Source organism: Methyloversatilis discipulorum, from assembly GCF_000385375.1.
Taxonomy (GTDB): Bacteria; Pseudomonadota; Gammaproteobacteria; order Burkholderiales; family Rhodocyclaceae; genus Methyloversatilis; species Methyloversatilis discipulorum_A.
The window spans coordinates 1213840-1234381 of sequence record NZ_ARVV01000001.1 but is presented as its reverse complement, the minus strand read 5'-3'; the positions used below and the strand labels follow the sequence as shown (position 1 = coordinate 1234381).

Genomic DNA, 20542 nt, shown 5'->3' with positions numbered 1-20542 from the left:
CGAATGAAGATGGAGGCCTTCGTTCCCGGAGGTCGCCATGGTTCAGCGCCGCACTATTTCCTTCCTCGCCGTCGTCGGTCTGCTGCCTTTGGCTCTGGCCGCGTGCGGCGAAGCCACGTCTTCGATCGACCCGCGCACCCAGATTCCCCTGGTACGGGTCGGGGCAATCGAGGTCGCCACACAGGCTGACCGGTCCTTCACCGGTGTCGTTGCGGCGCGGGTGCAGAGCGATCTGGGTTTCCGCGTTCCGGGCAAGATCGTGGAGCGCCTGGTCGACACCGGCCAGACCGTCAAACGCGGCCAGCCGCTCATGCGCATCGACCCCACCGATTTGCGGCTTGCCACGCGCGCACGTGACGAGGCGGTTACCGCTGCCACGGCGCGGGCGCGCCAGACCGCGGACGACGAAGCGCGATACCGCGATCTCGTCGCGACGGGGGCGGTGTCCGCCTCTGCCTACGACCAGATCAAGTCCGCCGCCGACGCGGCGCGGGCGGAACTGGAAGCGGCCAAAGCCCAGGCCGACATGGCCCGCAACGAAACCGGCTACGCAGTTCTGCTCGCCGACGCGGATGGCGTCGTGGTCGACACCCTGGTCGAGCCGGGCCAGGTGGTCGGCGCCGGGCAGGTGGTCGTCCGCGTGGCCCATGTCGGCCGCCGGGAAGCGGTCGTCGATCTCCCCGAAACCTTGCGCCCGGCAGTCGGTTCCGCAGGAATCGCGACCCTTTATGGCGGCGGGCTCACCGGCCCGGCTCGCCTGCGCCAGCTGTCGGATGCAGCCAATCCCCTCACGCGCACCTTCGAGGCCCGCTACGTGCTGGAGGGTCGCCTGGCCGAAGCGCCTCTGGGCTCGACCGTCTCGATCCAGATCTCCCGCAACCGCTCTGACCCCACGCTGCAGGTACCGATCGGTGCGATCTTCGACCCGGGCAAAGGGCCCGGCGTATGGGTGATCGAGGAAGACGGACACCAGGACCAAGGGGGAAGCCAAGAACAAGGAACCCGGGTCACCTGGCGCGCGGTGCAGGTGACCGGCCTCGGTGAGGAAACCGCTGCGGTCATCGGTGGCGTCTCCGCGGGCGATCGCATCGTCGTGCTCGGTGCCCACCTGTTGCAGGAAGGCGAGCAGGTGCGCGTGGCCGACAGCAATAACCCGGCACGTGTGGCGACGTCCGGCGGAGAGCGGCAATGAGCGCTCCGACGCACTCGACCGAAGGCGCACGCCCCTCCCGCCATGAGGCGGTTGATTCGACGAGCGCCTTCAACCTGTCGGCCCTTGCCGTACGTGAGCGGTCGGTCACCCTGTTCTTGATGATCGTGATCTTCATTGCTGGTGCGGTGGCATTCATGACGCTGGGCCGGGCGGAAGACCCGGCCTTCACGATCAAGCAGATGACCGTGGTCACCGCGTGGCCCGGGGCCACCGCGAAGGAAATGGAAGAGCTCGTGGCCGAGCCGCTGGAAAAGCGCCTGCAGGAACTGCGCTGGTATGACCGGGCGGAGACCTATACGCGACCGGGCCTGGCCTTCACCACGCTGAACCTGCTCGACAGCGCGCCGCCAGCTGAAGTACCCGAAGAGTTCTATCAGGCGCGCAAGAAGCTCAGCGACGAGGCACTCACGCTGCCGCGTGGCGTCATCGGCCCGATGGTCAACGACGAATACGCCGACGTGACCTTCGCGCTCTACGCCTTGAAGGCGCACGGGGCTGCGCACCGGCACCTGATCCGCGACGCCGAGACCCTGCGTCAGCGCCTGCTGCACGTACCCGGCGTCAACAAGGTAAACATCATCGGCGAGCAGGCCGAACGGATCTTCGTCGAGTTCTCCCATGACCGCCTCGCGACCCTCGGCGTCTCCCCGCAAGCCCTCTTCGCGGCGCTGAACGGGCGCAACGTCATGACGCCCGCCGGCTCGATCGAAGCCAAGGGACCGCAGGTGTTCATCCGGCTGGACGGAGCGATCGACGATCTGGAAGCGATCCGCAACACGCCCGTCGCCGCGCGCGGACGTACGCTCAAGCTCGGCGACGTCGCCGAAGTGAAGCGCGGCTACGAAGACCCGGCGAGCTTCCTCATCCGCAACAACGGCGAGCCGGCCCTGCTGCTCGAGGTCGTGATGCGCGAGGGCTGGAACGGCCTCGATCTTGGCCGCGCGCTGGAGGCGGAAGCCGCTGCGATCAACGCCGAGCTCCCGCTGGGCATAAGCCTCTCCAAGGTCACGGACCAGTCGGTCAACATCAGTTCGGCGGTCGACGAGTTCATGCTCAAGTTCATTGCCGCGCTCGGCGTGGTGATGCTGGTGGGCTTCCTCAGCATGGGCTGGCGTGCCGGCATCGTGGTCTCGGCCGCAGTGCCGCTGACCCTGGCCGCAGTCTTCGTCGTCATGGCCGCCACCGGCAAGAACTTTGACCGCATCACCCTGGGTTCCCTGATTCTGGCCCTGGGTCTTCTGGTCGACGACGCGATCATCGCCATCGAGATGATGGTGGTGAAGATGGAGGAAGGCTACGACCGCATCCGCGCAGCCGCCTACGCGTGGAGCCACACCGCGGCGCCCATGCTGTCCGGGACACTGGTGACGGCGATCGGCTTCATGCCGAACGGCTTCGCCAAATCGACGGCTGGCGAATACACCAGCAATATGTTCTGGGTGGTCGGCATTGCCCTGATCGCATCCTGGATCGTCGCCGTGGTGTTCACGCCCTACCTCGGGGTCAAGCTGCTGCCCGATTACACGCCGCGCGAGGGCGGGCACGGTGCGATCTACGCGACGCCGAACTACCAGCGCTTCCGCCGCCTGCTGGGATCGGTGATCCAGCGCAAATGGCTGGTGGCGGCGAGCGTGATCGGCACCTTCGCCATCGCCGTGCTGGGCATGGGCGTGGTCAACAAGCAGTTCTTTCCGACTTCGGACCGGCCCGAGGTGCTGATCGAAGTACAGATGCCCTATGGCACCGCGATCCAGCAGACGAGTGCGGCGGTCGCCAAGGTCGAGGCGTGGCTGGCCGCGCAGCCGGAAGCGAAGATCGTGACCGCCTACATCGGCCAGGGGGCACCGCGCTTCTACCTGGCGATGTCGCCGGAGATGCCCGATCCGTCCTTCTCGAAGATCGTCGTCCTGACCGACGACCAGGCTGCGCGCGAAGCACTCAAGCTGAAGCTGCGGCAGGCGGTGGCCGACGGTCTGGTGCCGGAGGCGCGCGTGCGGGCGACCCAACTGGTGTTCGGCCCGCCCTCGCCCTTCCCGGTGGCCTTCCGCGTAATGGGGCCGGATGCCGACACGCTGCGCGAGATCGCTGCAGAGGTGCGTGCCGTAATGCAGGCTTCGCCGCAGATGCGCACGGTCAATACCGACTGGGGAGAGCGCGTGCCCACGCTGCGCTTCTCGCTCGACCAGGACCGGCTGCAGAGCCTCGGCCTCACCTCCAGCGACGTGGCGCAGCAGCTTCAGTTCCTGTTGAGCGGCATCCCCATTACCGAGGTGCGCGAAGACATCCGTTCGGTGCAGGTCGCTGCCCGTTCGGCCGGGCACACCCGGCTCGATCCGGCCCGGATCGGCGATTTCACGCTGGTCGGCGCGACCGGCGAACGGATTCCGCTGTCGCAGGTGGGCGCCGTGGAGGTCCAGATGGAAGACCCGATCCTGCGTCGCCGCGACCGCACGCCGACCATCACCGTACGCGGCGACATCGCCGAGGGCCTGCAGCCGCCGGATGTGTCCACCGCCGTCTGGCAGGATCTTCAGCCCATCATCGCCAAGCTGCCGGCCGGCTACCGAATCGAACTGGCCGGCTCGATCGAGGAATCCGCCAAGGCCAACAGCGCCTTGCTGCCGGTCTTCCCCATCATGATCGCGCTGACGCTGATCACCATCATCTTCCAGGTCCGCTCGATCTCGGCGATGACGATGGTGTTCGCCACTGCGCCGCTGGGCCTGATCGGTGTCGTGCCCACCCTGCTGCTGTTCAACCAGCCCTTCGGCATCAACGCGCTGGTCGGCCTGATTGCGCTGGCGGGCATCCTGATGCGCAACACGCTCATCCTGATCGGCCAGATCCACGACAACGAGAAGGCGGGGCTGGGCCCCTTCGATGCGGTGGTGGAAGCCACCGTGCAGCGCGCGCGTCCGGTCATCCTGACCGCCCTCGCCGCCATCCTGGCCTTCATTCCGCTCACCCAGTCGGTGTTCTGGGGAACGCTCGCCTACACCCTGATCGGCGGCACCTTCGCCGGCACGGTGCTGACACTGGTGTTCCTGCCGGCCATGTATTCCATCTGGTTCAGGATCAGGCCAGCGCCGGCGCAAAGCTGATCAGTCATCACCCCACTCGCCTCATATAGAAAGAGAAAGGAACTGCCATGTCGCACTCCGAAGTCGTCATCGTCACCGGCGTGTCATCGGGCATCGGACGCGCCGCCGCCATCAGGCTGGCCGCGCTGGGTTGCCGGGTGTTCGGTACCGTGCGCAACGCCGCGCAGGCAGCGCCGATACCCGGCGTTTCACTCATCGAGATGGACGTCCGTGACCAAGCGTCGATCGAGCGCGGAATCCGGACCGTCATCACGCAGGCCGCACGCATCGACGTGCTGGTCAACAGTGCCGGCGTGACCCTGCTGGGCGCAGCGGAGGAGACGTCGATCTCCGAAGCCCAGACACTGTTCGACACCAACCTCTTCGGCCTGCTGCGTACGATCAAGGCCGTGCTGCCCCACATGCGCAAACAGGGGTCCGGTCGCATCGTCAATGTCAGTTCGGTGCTGGGCTTCCTGCCGGCGCCTTACATGGCGCTCTATGCGGCATCCAAGCATGCCGTCGAAGGCCTGTCCGAAACGCTGGATCACGAGGTCCGCCAGTTCGGCATCCGTGTGGCGCTTGTCGAACCCTCCTTTACCCGGACCAATCTGGATCTCAACGCGCCGCAGGCAGCGTCCAGGATTCCCGACTACGAAAAGGAACTCGGCACCGTTTCGCAGGCCATCCGGAGAAATGTCCAGAAGGCGCCCCAGCCCGACGGGGTCGCGGCGGTGATCGTCGACGCCGCGCTGGGGGCATGGAAGATGCGCCACACCCCGAAAGGCGAAGCCTCGCTGCTGGCCAAGCTGCGCCGCTTCATGCCCGCTGGCCCGGTCGAGAAGGGCCTGCGCAAGACGTTCGGGCTCGCCTGAATCGGCCCCGATCTTCCGGCCCGTGCAAGAACTGCAGACGCACGGCCATCGGGGATCGCCACATGACTGAGAGCGCCCCATGACGGTCCCGAAAAGCCCGACGATCACACCGTCGCCTGCCATCGCGGCAGCGGCACTCCCCGGCTCGCCCCCCAACACCGCCTCTCCATGGCCGGTGTTCTGGGTGGCCAGCCTGGCGGTGTTTCTTGTCTCCATGGACGGCACCATGCTGTTCGCGGCCTTCAGCGCCTTGCGGGCCGGCTTTCCCGACGCCACTGCGGCAGACCTTTCGTGGGTGCTCAATGCCTACACGGTGGTCTATGCCGCAATGCTGATCCCGTCCGGCGGATTGGCAGACCGACACGGGCGCAAGCGGGTGTTTCTCGTCGGTGTTGCGCTGTTTCTGGCGGCATCCGCCGCCTGTGGCCTGGCGGTCAGCGTGGAGTGGCTGGTCGCGGCAAGAGTGCTGCAGGCTCTCGGTGCTGCGATGCTGACGCCGGCCTCGCTCTCGCTCGTACTGGCAGCGTTCCCGACAGACAAGCGCGCTGTGGCCGTCAGTCTGTGGGGCGCGGTCGGCGGACTGGCCGCGGCGGTGGGCCCCAGCCTGGGGGCGTTCGTGGTGGCTTCGTTCGGCTGGCAATGGGCTTTCTACCTGAACGTGCCTTTGGGCATCCTGGCCATCTGGCGTGGTGCAACGCTGCTGACCGAAGCAAAGCAGCCGACACGGGGACGTCCGCTCGATCTGGTGGGAATGAGCGTGCTGGTCGTCGGCATCGGCGCGCTGGCGCTGTCCATCGTGCAGGCCGACTCGCCTGCCTGGTCACGTCATGAACTGCTGGCGACGGCCGGCGCCGGCATGGCGAGCATCCTCGGATTCGTCGCCTGGGCGCGGTTTGCGGAGGCGCCGCTGGTGGACCTCAAGCTGTTTCGCAACCCCACATACCGCTACGTCAATCTCGCAACGCTGAGCTTCGGCACCGCGTTCTCGATGATGTTCTTCGCATTCTTCTTCTACATGAATTCGATCTGGCGCTATCCGCTCCCACTGGCCGGCCTGGCGATGGCACCCGGGCCGCTGCTGGTGGTTCCGGTGGCGGCGCTGTCGGGTCGCCTGGCCGGTCGGCACGGTCACCGCCCCGTGCTGATCGCGGGTTGTCTGATCTACGCGGCCAGCGCGCTGTGGTTCCTGCTGGTGCCCGGTATCGAGCCCGCATATCTGACGCATTGGCTGCCGGGCATGTTGTTGAGCGGTACTGGCGTGGGCATGGTCCTGCCTTCACTGTCAGGCGCCGCGGTCAGCCGTCTGCCGCCCGCCCACTACGCCGTCGGCAGCGCGGTCAACCAGGCGATACGGCAAATCGGCTCGGTCATGGGTGTCGCCCTCACCGTGCTGCTGCTGGGCGGTGCAACGCTGCATCGTGGCGATTTCGATGCTGTCTATCTATGCCACATGAGCCTTGCACTGCTGACCGCGGCGCTGTGCCTGCCCGTCAACACCGCGCCCACAGCCTTCGCAGAAAAATGAGCAGGTCCCGAGCCAGACCCTTCCTGCAACGGCATTCATCGACTGCGGCGTAACCGCGCAAGGCGGCGATCCAGGCCGACGAACGGGCACTGCGAGCACGCATTTCATAACCGGCCGCCCGCGCCGAAGGATCGGCGGGGGACAGTTCCGCCCACGTCGCATGAAGGCTCGAAACGCGTCCTCGCCTCAATCCACCGCGCGCCGCTTCCGGCGTGCAGCGAACGCGACGCAGCCGATGCCGGACAGCAGCATCAAGACGGTGGTCGGCTCTGGCACGAGGGCGACGTTGTCCAGATAACCGACGTCGGCCCCCGTCTGATATTCCGCCCGAATTCTCAGCGAACTCAGGTTCGACAGTACGGCAAGAAACTGCTCCTCCGTCGGCGCGATGCCCGACAGGGTGTTCAGTCGCCAGCCGGCCGCCGACAGCGGAACCGAATACGACGTCCAGCCGTTGTTGACCGGATTGTTCGCCGTGTCATACACGACGGTGAGGCCGCCGCCCGACAGGATCACGTCCTCCGCGTCGAACTGATTCGGCCCGCCCGGATAGCGCTGCATCAGGTCAAAGGTCAGCTGCGAGCCGAAGGCGCCGGCGAAGTTGCCGAGGAACAGCGAGGGCGCGACGAAGTAGGTGACGCCGCCGGTGGTCAGGTCGTCGATGAACACATTGCCGCCTGGATTGCCGCCGGTGGCACTCCAGGTCAGCGGCCCCTCGATGTCACCCTGGGCGCTCCAGCCTTCGGCATCCGTGTCGAAGGTGCTGGTGGCCGCCAGCGTCGGGAGTGAAACAGCGAAAAGAAATGCCGGCGCGGAAATACGAAGTCTGGTGCCTTTCATTGTCGTGAGCCTCCAATGGTCAAGCAGATCCGGGAACGTATTCAACCCGCCAACATGGTGATCCTGAGGGGGTCGGGACTGCAAGCGTCGCCATTGGAGGTCACCGCGCAGGGTTCAAGCGCCGTACCCACCCTCCCGCTGATGCCGTACGGCAAGCACGATGACGACATCGCGACCGGCGTCGTAGTCATACAGGGCCACGTAACCGGTTCGGCCGCGTGAAATGACCAACTCCCGGAGGTCGTGCTCGACCTTGCGTCCGATCAAAGGATGCTCGCGCAGCACCGCGAAGCCGGATTGCAGGATGGGCAGCGTCTCGGCAGCAGTTGCAGGCGCATCTGCCTGCAGCAGGAAATCGGTCAGACGTTCCAGATCTGCCAGCGCGCGCGGCGCCAGCACTACACGGGTAGTCACAATGAGGCCCGCTGCTTAGATCGACGACGGATCGGGCTTGCGGGCGCCTCTTCCTTCGGCGCGCGCCTTCAGGTAATCGAACACCTCGTCGGCATCCACCACCAATCCGTAACGCGCAACCTCTTCGCGCGCCAGCAGCGCATCGGTCACGAAGGCTGTGCGACGTTCGGCCAGTTCGGTCTGCAGTTCCAGCGCCTCGACCATGAAAGCGTGCGCACTTTTGCCGGACTGCTGCGCCACCGCAGCGATGCGCGCCTTCAGTTCGTCCGGAAGTTTCAGCGTGGTCGTAGCGGTCATCGCAGCCTCCTGAATATGGGTAGCACCATGGTAGCACCGGCCAGACCGTCCCGACGCCCGCAGTGCAACACGAGGCGCATTTCGCGTGCCTGTTGCTAATAAGCGCCAGCATCAGGACCAAATACGTTCTTGAAATCCTTGTGGCACTAGGAACGGGCTGCCCCCGTTTATCTAAGAATGACGATGCCGAGCATAATGAATTGAAATCGCTCGCGCGGTCATAAATGGTGAAAGAGCATCGATATCGTACGGCAGGCTCCGCAAGGAGTAACCCATTAAGGCAACCTTCATCATTACGAGTAGATCTGACTTTCCGCAGGACACTCATGAAAGGGACCAACCATGACATTCTGTGTCTGTCTAGCACACCCTAAGCAGAGGAACAACACAATCGTCCAAATCAACAGACAAAGTTGCGCAATCTGAAGACCCTCTTGACGAATCCAGTACGCAAACCACAAACCGCCGACCAGCATAGAGACCCAGCAAATAGCGCAAACTAACAACCCCACAAGTGCAAACCCCTCCCATTGCCCCTCCCCATTAACGAACAACCGAGCAAAGAAGGAAATCCAAAGAAGCGTCGCGCCAGAGAACTGCAACGTGAAGGTATAAACAAGGACAAAGATATGCACGCGAGGATGCAACTGCCGCCTCGATAAAAGCGGCGTCAAGACCGAAGGCCGCTCAAACAAGGCCTCCATAGAAAACAATCGACGTATCGCATCTAACGAGCCACTCCAACCAATTACATTGTTAAGCGACGCCACCGACATCCATAGCGCATACCCAAATAAATTTACTGCGACAAAAAGGTCGCGCAACCGATCGAGATCCATCATTCAACTCACTCTCATTTCCATGCACTAAACGCCAGTAGCATCACCCCAAAGAAGCGCATTCACCCCTCGACTAGAACCTTTCCAAAGCAACGAACGGAGCGGCAATACGAAAAGTCTTGGAAGTGCTCAACGCAGGCTTAAGGAAGCCATATCGACCTGCGTTGTGATAATGCCTACCTATGCGAACATCGATATAGCAAAAGTTGCCCTAGTGATCATAAATTGATCATAAATGACGGCTTCGCCCACACGACACCTCGACCTACGCCTCGCTACATGCACTCGCAATGGCTAAGCTCAAGGTGTCCCTGACCCACGGGACGTGAAGATAACGAGGAGATAAAAGTGAAACAACTGAGTATTGCCGCCGCAATTGCAATCTCGTGTGCAGCGATGACGCAAGCGCATGCCGTAGAAAAGCCGAAAGGTGTAAACACTGCGAATCCGGTAATGTACAAATGGGGAGTCTCCGTAATTCGAATAGGGCGTCCTACCGACAAGTTAAAGGAGAACACTCGATTCTACAGCGAAGGCGTTGGCTTCCCCGTGATTCAGTCATTTGAAGAACACGAAGGGTTCTCCGGTGTCATTCTCGGTGTTGGAGAGGCGCTTGGACTGCACCCCGAGGCTTTGAACCTTGAGTTTACTACCGAGACAAAGGGAAGCCCCGGCCAAGTAGGAAACGACGACACGAACTTCGTCTTTTACGCACCCAACTGGAAGGAGATCGAGAAGATCTCCGACAGACTCATTAAACTCGGATACAAGCCCGTAAAGGCCCATAACCCATGGTGGGACAGCTACTGCAGCATAAGCTTTAAGGATCCTGACGGCTTCCGCTTCATTATGATTCCCAAAGCAGGTGATCTTGATCCCGCTGAATACAACAACTACCTAAAAGGTGATGATTGCTCAAAGACCCCCTACGCGAGGTACTACAAGTGAAGACAATACGTGTAGCTGGCGCATTTGCCTCGTTGATCGTTGCATTAGGCGTTGAGAGTAACGCCTATGCGCAGGCAACACCATCCACAGGCACTTTGGGACAACGAGCGTACAAGGCCATCTGTATGGGCTGCCACTCTATCGAGCCCAACGTAACAAAAGTTGGACCGAGTTTGGCTGGCCTGATTGGAAGAAAAGCGGGCTCACCTACAGGCTCCGCGGCTCTGCGGGAATCAGGGATTATATGGGACAGCAAGAGTCTGGATGCCTATCTAATGAACCCCCCAGCACTCGTCCCGGGTACCACAATGGTCGTCACCCTCGAGGACCGAGAGGTACGGTCGGCTCTTGTTGGCTATATTGAAGAGTTGGCAAACCCCCGGGTAAAAAACTAGAAGTTCTTGAGCGAGGGAGAAGACGATGCACGAATCGCGAACTAGGGCACAGTCGAATGCTATACGAATCTACTCCGATAGCGCCTACTGCAAATTCGTAGAGGATTTTAGGGAGTACGGAAAATCCGAGCCAAGTCTTGTTCTCGCAGCACAACCCGCTGGTGTATATCCGCACGAAGCAACGCCTGAGTTATGGGTAGGGCTGCAAGTCTCGGGGCGAGGAAATGCAGTTTTTGACTTGGGTTCCGGACCGCGTTCCGCAATGATCGAACCCGGTGACATACTCGTACGAAAGCCGAATGTCTCCTCATTTTATCAGTTCGATCATACACATCGTTTTCTTCTCGTTAGTCTGCCTATGACCGAGGAGATCTTGCAACTCTCATCGGCCTTTGGTTACCCTGAACTTGACTTTGGGACACTGCATGAACACAAGCTAAGCGATCCGTTCCTCGCATCGATGTTGACACAGCTTTGGTACGGGATGCTTTCCGGCTATGTTGACCCCTACCACTATCTCGGTGCGGCCGCGCCGATGATAGTGGCAGAGATGGCAAGCTGCTCTGTACGCCTTTCTAGAAAATCACGAGGCGGTTTGTCGCCTGGAAACAAGAGAAGAATAATCGAATTCTTACACTTCAATTTGGAGAAGCGGATTACCGTAGAAATGATGGCGAGACTTGCCGGTCTTAGCCAACATTACTTTGTCCGCGCCTTCAAGGAGTCATTCGGAATTCCGCCACACCAATACCTTGTCCAACAACGAATTGCAAAAGCACGAACGCTAATTACGGAGAGCACCCAGCCGCTCGACGCCATTGCAGAAATGACCGGATTTTCAGGCCATGGTGCGATGAGTCGAGCGTTTAAGCTGGCCGGCCTACCACCACCAAATCGCCACCGGCGAAACCCTTAATCCCTTTCTGTTTTTCTTCAATCGCTGGTTATCGGCGAGGGATAAACTCGCCCCAAGGAGGAGAAAATGAAAAAATTACACCAACTGACGTTAGCTGCCATCACGATCACTTCACCGAGCCTTGCTTATACAGCGGAGTGGTCAAACCTAAATATCCAGTATCTGTACAGCAGCAGATACAAGGAGCCGTTCAACAACGAACGAATCGCCAAACAGACTGTAACAATTGAGTACGCCAACGCTTATTCTTTGGGGAGCAATTATGCATATATTGATATTGCACGATCAGAAAAGGAGGAAATCGGCGCCATATCGGGACAAAAAGAAGGTCCCACAGACTTCTTTGGCGAGTGGTATCACACTCTCAGTCTGAGCAAAGTTCTTAAGCGTCCAATGCAAGTCGGATGGATTCGGGATGTGGGCTGGCTAGCGGGAATCTCGGCGGGCTCAAAGACCAGTGAGTTTAGACCAGACACGCGCGCTTGGGTGACTGGAATTGAATTCACCCTTCCGTCTCCCGCAGGAGGCTATCAGAACATTTCCTTCTCCGGCTACTTCGATGATAGTCGCAATGCCTTCGGCGAAGTTCAATCGCGCGACACGTATCGTATCGCACATTGCTTTCTAATTCCTTTCACCTTCGGCGGAATTGAAGGAAAACTCGAGGGGTACTGGAAAGCAATTGGCCCCGCTTTCGAAGGCTCAAAAACTCAATTCTTGACACAGCCGCGTCTATTGCTTGATATTTCTCGGTTTGTCGGCGCCGCACCAAGATCCCTCTATGGCGGGATTGAGTACCAGTACTATCGCAACAAATACGGTACAACCACCGACGAAAGCCATCCGCAGTTAATGCTCCAATTGAACCTCTAGTACCTGCTAAAGTCTTTTCAACCTTTCCCGATTCATTGGATCGGGAAAGGTTGTTTATTAACCAAACAGAAATTTAGTCCCCGCTCCTTGCCTAAGGCGTCCCCTCAACTTACTTCTCTACAGCAGGGAGTGTGACGCCCCATACGCTCGCGCTTCTCTTCCTCGACGAGTTAAGCGCCGTGTTCCTTCATCGCCGCCTCAATGTGAATAGGCCGGCGAGACAGTTTATTCGCTATCCACCCCGCAACAAGTGCGGGCAACGAAAGCAATAGAAACAGCCAGAAGGCGGCCAACGTTGCGCCCTCCTTACCGCCAGGGTCAGCCAAACCGGCAGCGTTCGCAATTAATCCAGCAATCGCCGCGCCTAAAGCAGTCGCGTATAGCTGCACTGTTGTAATTGACGCAGCAGCGAGATTTTCTTGTCCGGCCGGTGCTTCGTCAAGGATTCGCGCAAGAAGATGAGGCCATCCCATTCCCACTCCAAATCCTGTGGCGAGCAACGCAAGGCATGTGATCCAGAAGTCGTAACCAAACGCAGCCGACTCCTTCGGCAGTAGAACGGCGAGAGAGATTGAAGCAGCTGTAACAATGAGAGGCCCTGTTCGCACAGCTCGCTTGGCCCATATTTCGTTTGCGGAAGAGCTGATTAATGAAGCGATTGTCCAGCCTGCCGCCATGCTTGCTGTCAGATAACCTGACAATAAGGCCGAGTGCCCTTGGATGGATTGCAGAAAGTAAGGAACGAAGATTTCGGCGCTCAGCGCGATCATGAGCAGAGCTATGCACATATATATCTGACCAAGCGCACGGTTCATCGTATAAGCGCCCTCTGGTAGCAGTCTTTGCGCCGGGCGTTTATCCATTTTCGGCAACGGTACGATAAGCAACATGCCACACACGAGAATTGGAATTTTCCAAGATGTTTGTTCAATGACACCTGCGACACTTATGAGTCCGACAGACGTGACTAATGTCATTAACTGAACAAGCGGAAACCCTTGTTTCCTACGCACTTCAGCCGCTCCTTTCGGTAAGCAATTGCCCGCTAAGATCGCAAGAAGAGCGCAGGCAGGCAGAAGCACCCAAAACGCGTGCCGCCAACTTCCGACCTGCGCCAGGACTCCTCCAATGGCAGGACCGCACAATGTCGCACCGCCCCACATTCCCGATACAAGCGCCATAGCGCGCGTCCATAGTGAAGGTGGAAACAACGTGCGAATCAGCGAGTAGCTCAGAGCGAACAGGAGGCCGCCACCGAGGCCCTGGATGAAGCGTCCGATCAGCAGCCAGGCCATGAGCGGAGCGAGCGCGCAGATCGCCGACCCCACGGAGAAGGCGCCGAGCGCAAGCCAGTAAGACGCCTTAGGTCCGGATCGCAGCTCAAGTTCAGCCGCTATTGCCGATCCAATGATCGCTGCAACAACGAATAGCGTCGTGTTCCAAGCGTAGTATGGGAGGCCCCCGATGTCCTTGACGACCGATGGAAGGATCGTTGTAACAATATAAACATTGACTGCATGCAGAGCCACGCCAGCAGCAAGAACGATGGTCTTCGATGCAGATCCCTTACAGAAGAGTCCACGCCATGTTGCACTTGCTGGCGTCGTCGGATTGCGTGAGGTCACTTGTTCGGCTTCCTGTACGATAAGCAAGTTATTTCTTGCATATTAGCAGCGCCGTTTAATTTAGCAAGGATTTACTTGGATATTTCTTCTTCAAAGGCGGGTGACCGCATACTTTTCATGATCAAGACGAAGGGGCCGGCCTCCACGGCCTCGCTCGCGAGACAACTTGGGATCACGCCAGAAGCGGCCCGCCAGCAGGTCCAAAAGCTTGTTTCAGAAGGTTTAATTGATGGTCGGCCAGAGTGCAGGGCTTCAGCCGGCCGTCCTAGGCAAGTTTGGGCGCTAACTGCCGCCGGCTTCAGCCGTTTTCCTGACGCCCACTCGCAACTAGCTGTGCAACTACTCTCCAGTGTTCGAGTGGCCTTCGGTGACGATGGCCTAGAGCTGCTCTTGGCACGTCGCGACGAGGAAAGTCTGCGTGAGTACAGGCGCGCCTGCGGTGAAGCTACGGACACCAAAACGCGCCTGCACCGGCTCGCAGAGGCTCGAACAGCTGAAGGGTATATGGCCAGAGTAGAGACTGACGGCCAAGATCTTCTGCTTATCGAAGACCATTGCCCCATTTGCGCCGCCGCAAGTGCCTGTCAGGGGTTTTGCAGTTCGGAGTTACAAGTCTTTCAGGAGGTACTTGGACCGTCAGCATTCATTCGGCGCATTGAGCACCTTCAAGCAGGCGGCCACCGTTGCGTCTATCGGATCAGTCCAAAGTAAGCAGCGATGCACTCAGGTGTTTCGAGACGGCAAGAAGGGCGAAACAGATATTGTTGATCGCACGGTTGTCGGGGCAAGTCCAAGCCTCTGACGCCAGGTAACTCGGACAGAGGCGTGGCGGGCAAACGCTTCCGACAAGAGTAGTAGCCAGCTGAACAGCCCCGAATTGGACAGTCTCCTTCGAGCGGATGCCTCAAACGACGGGCGCTCAAGGTCGTCAATGCGTTTCCTTAATATTGGAAAGGCATAATTCTCATCCTGCTAATTCAGACAGGCTCTCGAACGCCGCGCACAAGTCAACGTCGACCACTCCGTCCCGAAAGATTGGCCGTGGCCTGCCTGGCGCCCACATCGTCCAGTTCCCCTCCGAGAAGAACCAGCGAGTGATCCCTGTTGGGGGCCGGCTTGCAGCAGACATGTGCCTGCTTCTTGAGCTTGACCCCTCGATCAAGGGCTACAGATCCCGGCTAACGAAGCGGCCCAGTACCGGATGGTAGTGAACAGTGCCAAACACGCATTCTCCTCCGAGAGCGCGAAGCCCCAAGTTCATGCGCCGAGGCGACGTATGCACTTCTGCGCGGCATCGCTCATCTCTACCCGCTGGACAACCTCGTGCACCGCCACTCTTGTCATTAATTTGACCCCACTCCTGTCCCAATCATTAAGCGGCCCAGGGTAAAGTCAGTTTCAATGGGCTGCATATAGTCGAGATCACAAGTCGTGCAGGCCGGGAGAGACCTACTACTCTCCTCTCTAACGAGAGATTGTTTGTCTCGGATGCGTAAGAGAGAGGACAGCAAGGTCTTTTGGGGCCGAGAGCACGCAACACTCGCGCGCACCAGACCGCTCTCCAATCCAACATGAACAAGAAAAAGGGCGCCCGAGGGCGCCCTGAGGCGTGCGTTACTGTCGCGAATGAGACGTTATCGTCTCTAATGAGAATCTACGACCATCCATCAATCCCAACTCAACGCCCCACCCGTCTGATACTCGATCACCCGGGTTTCGAAGAAGTTGCGTTCCTTCTTCAGGTCGATCATTTCGCTCATCCACGGGAAGGGGTTCTCGGCGCCCGGGTACAGCACATCCAGACCGATCTGCTGGGCGCGGCGGTTGGCGATGAAGCGCAGGTATTCCTTGAACATGTTGGAGTTCAGGCCGAGCACGCCGCGCGGCATGGTGTCTTCGGCGTAGCGGTATTCCAGCTCGACGGCCTTGCGGAACAGCGCCTTCAACTCTTCGCGGAATTCCGGGGTCCAGAGGTGCGGGTTTTCGAGCTTGATCTGGTTGATCAGGTCGATGCCGAAATTGCAGTGCATGGACTCGTCGCGCAGGATGTACTGGTACTGCTCGGCGGCGCCGGTCATCTTGTTCTGGCGACCGAGGGCGAGGATCTGCACGAAGCCGACGTAGAAGAACAGGCCTTCCATCAGGCAGGCAAACACGATGAGGCTCTTCAGCAGTTGCTGGTCGGCTTCGGGCGTGCCGGTCTTGAAGGCCGGGTCGGTCAGCACGTCGATGAAGGGGATGAGGAACTCGTCCTTGTCACGGATGGACTGCACTTCGTGATAGGCGTTGAACACCTCGCCTTCGTCCAGGCCCAGCGACTCGACGATGTACTGGTAGGCGTGGGTGTGGATGGCCTCTTCGAAGGCTTGGCGCAGCAGGTACTGGCGGCACTCGGGCGCGGTGATGTGGCGGTAGGTGCCGAGCACGATGTTGTTGGCGGCCAGCGAATCGGCGGTGACGAAGAAGCCGAGGTTGCGCTTGACCAGACGGCGTTCGTCGTCGGTCAGGCCGTTCGGCGACTTCCACAGTTCGATGTCGCGCTGCATGTTCACTTCCTGCGGCATCCAGTGGTTGGCGCAGCCGGCGAGGTACTTTTCCCAGGCCCACTTGTACTTGAAGGGCACGAGCTGGTTCACGTCGGTGCCGCCGTTGATGACGCGCTTGTCTTCGGCGCGGATGCGGCGCATGCGCGCGTCACCCTGGGCGGCCGGCGTGGCCGGCGGCGACATCGGCAGTTCGCGCGAGTCAGGCATCGGAGTGCGCAGCGCCAGGCCGGGTTGCGTTGCGGTCATCGGCAGGTCGTCTTCGAAACTCAGCATTGTTGTTCTCTCCTTCAGTCGGCGCGCGCGGCGCGCCGGGTATTGCTTTAGTCAGGTGGGGCGATGCGCGGAGCACGCTCCGCTCGCCCCTGGCCCCCAGCCTCTAGCCCCCACCCTTGCCTGCAGAAGCAGACAAGGGTGGAAAGTCCTCACTGGCAGGCTTCGCAGGTCGGGTCGTCGATGGCGCAGAACTTGGGCGCCGGCTCTTCGGACTGGCTGGGCACCGCGTTCAGTTCGCCGCCGCGGCCGGTGGATTTCTCGGCGTGGGTGGCGCCCATGGCGCGCAGGTAGTACGTGGTCTTCAGGCCGCGCAGCCAGGCCAGCTTGTAGGTTTCGTCCAGCTTCTTGCCCGAGGCGCCAGCCATGTAGATGTTCAGGCTCTGCGCCTGGTCGATCCACTTCTGGCGGCGCGACGCGGCTTCGACCAGCCACTTCGGCTCGACCTCGAAGGCGGTCGCGTAGAGCGCGCGGATGTCGGCCGGGATGCGGTCGATGCGCGACAGCGAGCCGTCGAAATACTTCAGGTCGGCGACCATCACTTCGTCCCACAGACCCAGCTTCTTCAGGTCGCGCACCAGGTGCTCGTTCACCACGGTGAATTCGCCCGACAGGTTCGATTTGACGAACAGGTTCTGGTAGGTCGGCTCGATGCTGGCATCGACGCCGATGATGTTCGAAATGGTGGCGGTCGGTGCGATCGCCAGGCAGTTCGAATTGCGCATGCCGTAGTTGGCGATGCGGTTGCGCAGCGCGTCCCAGTCCATCGTGACCGAACGGTCGACTTCGAGGTAGCCGCCGCGCTGCTCGGCCAGGATGTCCAGCGAGTCGTGCGGCAGGATGCCGCGGTCCCACAGGCTGCCCTTGTAGCTGGAATAGCGGCCGCGCTCTTCGGCCAGTTCGGTCGAGGCCCAGTAGGCGTAGTAGGCCACCGCTTCCATCGAACGGTCGGCGAACTCGACCGCCGCGTCGGAGGCGTACGGCGTGCGCAGTTCGTGCAGCGCTTCCTGGAAGCCCATCAGGCCCATGCCGACCGGGCGGTGCTTCAGGTTGGCGTTGCGCGCCTTGCCGACCGAGTAGTAGTTGATGTCGATCACGTTGTCGAGCATGCGCATCGCAGTGCGGATGGTCTTGCGCAGCTTGTCGTGGTCGAGCGCCTTGCCGCCGTTGCCGTCGTCCTTCAGGTGGGCGACCAGATTTACCGACCCGAGATTGCACACGGCGATTTCGGTGTCCGAGGTGTTCAGCGTGATTTCGGTGCACAGGTTGCTGGAATGAACGACACCGACATGCTGCTGCGGCGAACGCAGGTTGCACGGATCCTTGAAGGTGATCCACGGGTGGCCGGTTTCGAACAGCATCGACAGCATCTTGCGCCACAGCGCGACCGCCTGCGTCTTCTTGAACAGACGGATCTCACCGCGCGCGGCCTTCTCTTCGTAGCGGGTGTAGGCCTGCTCGAAGGCGCTGCCGTAGAGGTCGTGCAGGTCCGGGCAGTCGGCCGGCGAGAACAGCGTCCATTCGCCGTTCTCCATCACGCGGCGCATGAACAGGTCGGGAATCCAGTTGGCCGTGTTCATGTCGTGCGTGCGGCGGCGGTCGTCGCCAGTGTTCTTGCGCAGGTCGAGGAATTCCTCGATGTCGAGGTGCCAGCTTTCCAGGTAGGCGCAGACGGCGCCCTTGCGCTTGCCACCCTGGTTCACCGCGACCGCGGTGTCATTGACCACCTTCAGGAAGGGGACCACGCCCTGCGACTTGCCGTTGGTGCCCTTGATGTGCGAGCCCAGCGCACGCACCGGCGTCCAGTCGTTGCCCAGACCGCCGGCGAACTTGGCCAGCAGCGCGTTTTCCTTGATCGCCTCGAAAATGCCATCGAGATCGTCGGCCACCGTGGTGAGGTAGCAGGACGACAGCTGCGGGCGCAGCGTGCCGCTGTTGAACAGCGTCGGCGTCGAGCTCATGAAGTCGAAGCTGGACAGCAGCTTGTAGAACTCGATCGCGCGCTCTTCGCGGTTGATTTCGTTCAGCGCCAGACCCATGGCGACGCGCATGAAGAACACCTGCGGCAGTTCGATGCGGCGGTCGCGGATGTGCAGGAAGTAGCGGTCGTACAGCGTCTGCAGGCCGAGGTAGTTGAAGCGCAAGTCGTTGCGGTGGTCCAGTGCGGCGCCCAGCTTGGCGAGGTCGAACTGGGCCAGCTTGGAATCGAGCAGTTCGGCTTCGATGCCCAGCTTGATGTAGCGCGGGAAGTACTCGGCGTAGGCGGTGGCCATGGCGGCCTGCGACGTCTCCTCGCCCAGCACTTCGTTGCGGATGGTGTGCAGCAGCAGGCGGGCGGTGACGTAGCCGTAGGCCGGGTCCTGCTCCAGCAGCGAGCGGGCGGCCATGATGGCGGACTTGCGCACTTCCTCGACCGGTACGCCGTCGTACAGATTGGACAGCGTGGCGTTCAGGATGGCGTCGACCGACACCACGTCGCCCAGCGCCTCGCACGAGGCTTCGATCAGACCACGCAGCGCGGCGTGGTCCAGCGGCATGCGACGGTTACCGTCGACCACGTGCAGCACCGGCTGGTCAGCCGCGGCCTCGACCGCGTGCTGCTTCTGCGCACGCTCGGCGGCGCGCTTCTCGCGGTACAGCACATAGGCGCGGGCCACGTCGTGCTCGGCCGAGCGCATCAGCGCCAGTTCGACCTGGTCCTGGATGTCTTCGATGTGGAAGGTGCCGCCGTGCGGCTGGCGGCGCACCAGTGCCTGCACCACCTGGGTGGTGATGCCACCCACCTGTTCGCGCACGCGCGCCGACGCGGCACCCTGCCCGCCATTCACCGCCAGGAAAGCCTTGGTCACCGCGATCGAAATCTTGGCCGGCTCGAAGTTCACCACCGCACCGTTGCGGCGGATCACCTTGTAGTCAGCGTGCAGGGCGGCCGTGTTCGGCAGCTCGTCGATGCTGATCTGGTCGGGGCTGGGGGACTGCGTACGGGGGCTCGTGTGTTCGGCGGTCAATTGCATGCGGACGTCTCCCTGTGAGGCCGTCGCGAGCGCGACGGAGAGCGGTTTTTGATGGGATTTCGCTAACTGACCACTATAGGTAGTGGTTGAAGCTCGATGAGCTACTAATTCTAGTGACCCCTTCCGGCACCCGCAAGCGCGATTTTTCTGCTAGGCAGCGTCCCGGCGGCCCGAAAATTACCCTACGTCGCGCAGGGGATTGGCACCGGGCAAGGGCTGGCGAGGTGGAATCCGGCGCAAACGCCGGTACGGCGGGAATCAGTCCGGCCGAGTGACGCCGGGCAAGCGTTTCCAGTCGAAGCAGGCACCGGGATCAATCTTTCTTCCCGGTGCGATATCCGAATGACCTACGACGTCCGCCACCGGATGCCGTTTGCGCAGCGCATCAATCAGCGCTGCGGCGCACCGGTACTGTGCGTCCTCGAAGGGCAGCACGTTGCAGCCTTCAAGCTCTATGCCGACCGAGAAGTCGTTGCAGCCTTCCCGCCCGCCCCAGCTCGAACGCCCGGCGTGCCACGCCCGGCGCGTGGTCGGCACGAACTGCAGCAGTTCGCCGTTGCGCCGCACCACGAAATGCGCCGACACGCGCAGCGGCGCGACGTCGACGAAATACGGGTGGGCCGCCGGGTCGAGCCGGTTCAGGAACAGCTCTTCTATATAGAGGCCGCCAAACTCGCCCGGCGGCAGGCTGATGCAGTGCATGACTACCAGCGACACCGGCTCGCCCTCGGGGCGCGGGTCGGAATTGGGCGATTCGATGCGGCGGGCGGCGGTGCACCAGCCGTCAGCGTCGATGTGGAGATCAGGCGACACCGCGCGCTCCCGTGCACAGGCACTGCGCGTACAGGCGGTCAGCCTCCCGACGTACGCAC

Annotated in this window: 18 protein-coding genes; 9 read left to right on the top strand and 9 right to left on the bottom strand. The window is 61.0% G+C overall.

Going from position 1 to position 20542, the window contains the following annotated elements; all coding sequences use genetic code 11:
* The first annotated feature begins 37 nt into the window (after positions 1–37).
* The 4 genes from METRZ18153_RS19985 (at position 38) to METRZ18153_RS0105940 (ending at position 6693) form a co-directional block, all read left to right on the top strand.
* Complete coding sequence (locus METRZ18153_RS19985) at positions 38–1192, top strand: efflux RND transporter periplasmic adaptor subunit (RefSeq protein ID WP_020163858.1); 1155 nt, start codon at positions 38–40, stop codon at positions 1190–1192.
* Positions 1189–4314 (top strand): efflux RND transporter permease subunit, encoded by a 3126-nt coding sequence (locus METRZ18153_RS0105950; RefSeq protein WP_020163857.1) that lies wholly within the window; start codon positions 1189–1191, stop codon positions 4312–4314. The genes METRZ18153_RS19985 and METRZ18153_RS0105950 overlap by 4 nt, the downstream gene beginning before the upstream one ends.
* A gap of 47 nt (positions 4315–4361) precedes the next feature.
* Positions 4362–5168, top strand: a complete 807-nt coding sequence (locus METRZ18153_RS0105945; protein ID WP_020163856.1) for an oxidoreductase — start codon at positions 4362–4364, stop codon at positions 5166–5168.
* Between the two features lie 79 nt (positions 5169–5247).
* A complete protein-coding gene (locus tag METRZ18153_RS0105940) occupies positions 5248–6693 on the top strand; it encodes an MFS transporter (protein ID WP_029143579.1) in 1446 nt (481 codons plus the stop codon).
* A 186-nt stretch (positions 6694–6879) separates the two neighbouring features.
* On the opposite strand, the gene METRZ18153_RS0105935 is transcribed toward METRZ18153_RS0105940, so the two are convergent.
* The 5 genes from METRZ18153_RS0105935 to METRZ18153_RS0105920 all read right to left on the bottom strand — a co-directional run bounded on the left by METRZ18153_RS0105935 (position 6880) and on the right by METRZ18153_RS0105920 (position 9086).
* Positions 6880–7533 carry a laminin B domain-containing protein gene (locus METRZ18153_RS0105935; RefSeq protein ID WP_020163854.1) on the bottom strand — a complete coding sequence of 218 codons (654 nt, stop codon included), beginning with the start codon at positions 7531–7533 and terminating at the stop codon, positions 6880–6882.
* 114 nt (positions 7534–7647) lie between these two features.
* The gene (locus METRZ18153_RS0105930) at positions 7648–7932 is read right to left on the bottom strand and encodes a type II toxin-antitoxin system RelE/ParE family toxin (protein WP_020163853.1); all 285 of its coding nucleotides are present in this window, start codon (positions 7930–7932) and stop codon (positions 7648–7650) included.
* Between the two features lie 30 nt (positions 7933–7962).
* Complete coding sequence (locus METRZ18153_RS0105925) at positions 7963–8244, bottom strand: CopG family ribbon-helix-helix protein (RefSeq protein WP_020163852.1); 282 nt, start codon at positions 8242–8244, stop codon at positions 7963–7965.
* A gap of 171 nt (positions 8245–8415) precedes the next feature.
* Complete coding sequence (locus tag METRZ18153_RS21270) at positions 8416–8520, bottom strand: hypothetical protein (protein WP_415857701.1); 105 nt, start codon at positions 8518–8520, stop codon at positions 8416–8418.
* A gap of 17 nt (positions 8521–8537) precedes the next feature.
* The gene (locus tag METRZ18153_RS0105920) at positions 8538–9086 is read right to left on the bottom strand and encodes a DUF2165 family protein (RefSeq protein ID WP_020163851.1); all 549 of its coding nucleotides are present in this window, start codon (positions 9084–9086) and stop codon (positions 8538–8540) included.
* Between the two features lie 345 nt (positions 9087–9431).
* On the opposite strand from METRZ18153_RS0105920, the gene METRZ18153_RS19980 reads away from it, so the two are divergent.
* The 4 genes from METRZ18153_RS19980 (at position 9432) to METRZ18153_RS20810 (ending at position 12215) form a co-directional block, all read left to right on the top strand.
* Positions 9432–10031 carry a VOC family protein gene (locus METRZ18153_RS19980; protein WP_157257204.1) on the top strand — a complete coding sequence of 200 codons (600 nt, stop codon included), beginning with the start codon at positions 9432–9434 and terminating at the stop codon, positions 10029–10031.
* On the top strand, positions 10028–10426 hold the full coding sequence (locus METRZ18153_RS21265) for a c-type cytochrome (protein WP_157257203.1): 399 nt from the start codon (positions 10028–10030) through the stop codon (positions 10424–10426). The genes METRZ18153_RS19980 and METRZ18153_RS21265 overlap by 4 nt, the downstream gene beginning before the upstream one ends.
* Positions 10427–10688: 262 nt before the next feature.
* The gene (locus METRZ18153_RS20495; protein ID WP_157257202.1) at positions 10689–11342 is read left to right on the top strand and encodes an AraC family transcriptional regulator; all 654 of its coding nucleotides are present in this window, start codon (positions 10689–10691) and stop codon (positions 11340–11342) included.
* A gap of 66 nt (positions 11343–11408) precedes the next feature.
* The gene (locus METRZ18153_RS20810; RefSeq protein ID WP_157257200.1) at positions 11409–12215 is read left to right on the top strand and encodes a hypothetical protein; all 807 of its coding nucleotides are present in this window, start codon (positions 11409–11411) and stop codon (positions 12213–12215) included.
* A 170-nt stretch (positions 12216–12385) separates the two neighbouring features.
* On the opposite strand, the gene METRZ18153_RS19975 is transcribed toward METRZ18153_RS20810, so the two are convergent.
* Positions 12386–13867: an MFS transporter gene (locus METRZ18153_RS19975; protein WP_232415976.1), complete on the bottom strand. Its 1482-nt coding sequence runs from the start codon at positions 13865–13867 to the stop codon at positions 12386–12388.
* A 90-nt stretch (positions 13868–13957) separates the two neighbouring features.
* Between METRZ18153_RS19975 and METRZ18153_RS21210 the strand changes: the two genes are divergently transcribed.
* Positions 13958–14551, top strand: a complete 594-nt coding sequence (locus METRZ18153_RS21210) for a helix-turn-helix transcriptional regulator (protein WP_081629061.1) — start codon at positions 13958–13960, stop codon at positions 14549–14551.
* A 956-nt stretch (positions 14552–15507) separates the two neighbouring features.
* On the opposite strand, the gene METRZ18153_RS0105900 is transcribed toward METRZ18153_RS21210, so the two are convergent.
* From METRZ18153_RS0105900 to ampD, 3 genes are all read right to left on the bottom strand, one after another.
* Entirely contained in the window at positions 15508–16659 is a 1152-nt protein-coding gene (locus METRZ18153_RS0105900; protein ID WP_020163847.1) for a ribonucleotide-diphosphate reductase subunit beta, read from the bottom strand.
* Between the two features lie 149 nt (positions 16660–16808).
* The gene (locus tag METRZ18153_RS0105895; protein WP_020163846.1) at positions 16809–19670 is read right to left on the bottom strand and encodes a ribonucleoside-diphosphate reductase subunit alpha; all 2862 of its coding nucleotides are present in this window, start codon (positions 19668–19670) and stop codon (positions 16809–16811) included.
* A 258-nt stretch (positions 19671–19928) separates the two neighbouring features.
* The gene (gene ampD, locus METRZ18153_RS0105890) at positions 19929–20483 is read right to left on the bottom strand and encodes a 1,6-anhydro-N-acetylmuramyl-L-alanine amidase AmpD (protein WP_020163845.1); all 555 of its coding nucleotides are present in this window, start codon (positions 20481–20483) and stop codon (positions 19929–19931) included.
* Between the last annotated feature and the right edge of the window lie 59 nt (positions 20484–20542).

What these genes read in the sequence shown, in the direction of transcription:
- METRZ18153_RS19985 (WP_020163858.1), top strand. Translation starts at nt 38, where the DNA reads ATGGTTCAGCGCCGCACTATTTCCTTCCTCGCCGTCGTCGGTCTGCTG.
- METRZ18153_RS0105950 (WP_020163857.1), top strand. Translation starts at nt 1,189, where the DNA reads ATGAGCGCTCCGACGCACTCGACCGAAGGCGCACGCCCCTCCCGCCAT.
- METRZ18153_RS0105945 (WP_020163856.1), top strand. Translation starts at nt 4,362, where the DNA reads ATGTCGCACTCCGAAGTCGTCATCGTCACCGGCGTGTCATCGGGCATC.
- METRZ18153_RS0105940 (WP_029143579.1), top strand. Translation starts at nt 5,248, where the DNA reads ATGACGGTCCCGAAAAGCCCGACGATCACACCGTCGCCTGCCATCGCG.
- METRZ18153_RS0105935 (WP_020163854.1), bottom strand. Translation starts at nt 7,533, where the DNA reads ATGAAAGGCACCAGACTTCGTATTTCCGCGCCGGCATTTCTTTTCGCT.
- METRZ18153_RS0105925 (WP_020163852.1), bottom strand. Translation starts at nt 8,244, where the DNA reads ATGACCGCTACGACCACGCTGAAACTTCCGGACGAACTGAAGGCGCGC.
- METRZ18153_RS21270 (WP_415857701.1), bottom strand. Translation starts at nt 8,520, where the DNA reads ATGGGTTACTCCTTGCGGAGCCTGCCGTACGATATCGATGCTCTTTCA.
- METRZ18153_RS0105920 (WP_020163851.1), bottom strand. Translation starts at nt 9,086, where the DNA reads ATGATGGATCTCGATCGGTTGCGCGACCTTTTTGTCGCAGTAAATTTA.
- METRZ18153_RS20495 (WP_157257202.1), top strand. Translation starts at nt 10,689, where the DNA reads ATGATCGAACCCGGTGACATACTCGTACGAAAGCCGAATGTCTCCTCA.
- METRZ18153_RS20810 (WP_157257200.1), top strand. Translation starts at nt 11,409, where the DNA reads ATGAAAAAATTACACCAACTGACGTTAGCTGCCATCACGATCACTTCA.
- METRZ18153_RS21210 (WP_081629061.1), top strand. Translation starts at nt 13,958, where the DNA reads ATGATCAAGACGAAGGGGCCGGCCTCCACGGCCTCGCTCGCGAGACAA.
- METRZ18153_RS0105900 (WP_020163847.1), bottom strand. Translation starts at nt 16,659, where the DNA reads ATGCTGAGTTTCGAAGACGACCTGCCGATGACCGCAACGCAACCCGGC.
- METRZ18153_RS0105895 (WP_020163846.1), bottom strand. Translation starts at nt 19,670, where the DNA reads ATGCAATTGACCGCCGAACACACGAGCCCCCGTACGCAGTCCCCCAGC.